This window comes from Streptomyces phytophilus (assembly GCF_013870535.1).
Classification (GTDB): domain Bacteria; phylum Actinomycetota; class Actinomycetes; order Streptomycetales; family Streptomycetaceae; genus Streptomyces; species Streptomyces phytophilus.
On record NZ_JACBXC010001345.1, the window covers coordinates 1 to 1,582 of the forward strand.

The following is a 1,582-nucleotide window of genomic DNA, read 5'->3' on the forward strand; positions in this document are numbered from 1 at the left end:
GCGCCGCCCCGGTGCGGCGGCGGCGCGCCGGTATCGTGAGCCGCATGGTCACGGACACCAGGGACGCCCAGCGCGGCGAGGAGATACTCGCCGTCTTCGACTCCGCATTCGGCGAGCTGCTCGCCGCCGATCCCGCCGCCTTCCGGCTCAAGTTCCGCAAGATGGCGGCCTCGGCGTTCGCCTTCTACCGCGGGACCGCCTGCCTCTACTACCACGACCTCGAAGCCGGCGAGCGCGGCGATCCGTTCCTGACCGAGCAGACCGGCCGGGTCTGGATCCACGGCGATCTGCACGCCGAGAACTTCGGCACGTACATGGACGCCAACGGCCGGCTCGTCTTCAACGTCAACGACTTCGACGAGGCGTTCGTCGGCCCGTTCACCTGGGACGTCAAGCGGCTGGCCGGTTCGCTGGCGCTCATCGGCTACACCAAGGCGCTCAGCGACGGGCAGATCACCGGCCTCGTCCGCGCGTACGCCGGGGCGTACCGCGAGCGCATCCGCGCGCTCGCCGCCGGCGCCAAGGACGACGAGGTGCCGCCCTTCACCCTCGACACCGCCACCGGACCGCTCCTGGGCGCGCTGCGCGCCGCCCGCGCGCACACCCGCTTCGGGCTGCTGGAGTCGATGACGGAGGTACGGGACTACGAGCGCCGCTTCACCTCCGGCGGCGGCGCCATCGAGCTGGACGCGGCCACGCGCGCGCGGGTGCTCGACGCCTTCGAGGGCTACCTGGAGACGCTGCCCTCCGGCGGCCGGGAGCGGCGCCCCGACGCGTACCGCGTAAAGGACGTCGTGGGCCGCCGCGGCATCGGCATCGGCAGCGCGGGGCTGCCGTCGTACAACATCCTCCTCGAAGGGCACAGCGACGCCCTGGAGAACGACATCGTCATCTACATGAAGCGCGGCCAGACCCCGGCGGTCGCGCGGCACGTCACCGACCCGGCGATCCGCGCCTACTTCCGCCACGAGGGACACCGCACGGTCATCTCGCAGCGCGCGCTGCAGGCCGCGTCCGACCCGTGGCTGGGCTGGACCGAGCTGGACGGGGCGGGTCAGCTGGTCGCGGAGGTGTCGCCGTACGCGGTGGACCTGGACTGGTCGGACATCGACGACCCGGAGCAGGCCGAGGCGGTCGTCGGCGACCTGGGCCGGGCCACCGCCACCATGCACGCGGCGGCGGACGTGGCGGAGAGCGGGCACTCGCTGGTGCCGTTCTCGACGGAGCGGGCGATCGACGCGGCGATCTCGGCGGACGCCGACGGGTTCACGGAGATGCTGGTGGACTTCGCGCACGACTACGGCGTACGGGCGCGGGCGGACCACCAGATCTTCGTCGACCTCTTCCGCAACGGGCGGATCTCCGGCCTCTGAGGAGGAGCCCGGAACGCGGCGGAGCACGGGCACAGGGCGCGTACGCGGACGGCGTGCGCGCCCTGACGTGTACGCGTCCCCTTGACATCATTATTGGTCTGGACCAACCTGTCCCACGCGCATCCCCCGCCAGGCCCCAACACCCCAAGCCGTGGAGGCAGTTGTGGACCGATTCCTGCGCTTCTCCAGACACCGCTCCCGCCGCAGCG

General features: G+C 72.0%; 1 protein-coding gene. It reads left to right on the forward strand.

Annotated elements, in window-relative coordinates; translation table 11 throughout:
* Nucleotides 1-44: 44 nt before the first annotated feature.
* Entirely contained in the window at nucleotides 45-1,373 is a 1,329-nt protein-coding gene (locus H5J30_RS32230; protein WP_181791175.1) for a DUF2252 domain-containing protein, read from the forward strand.
* The last annotated feature ends 209 nt before the right edge of the window (nucleotides 1,374-1,582 follow it).

Bases quoted from the DNA above. Each gene is read 5' to 3' on its own strand.
- H5J30_RS32230 (WP_181791175.1), top strand. From the start codon at position 45: ATGGTCACGGACACCAGGGACGCCCAGCGCGGCGAGGAGATACTCGCC.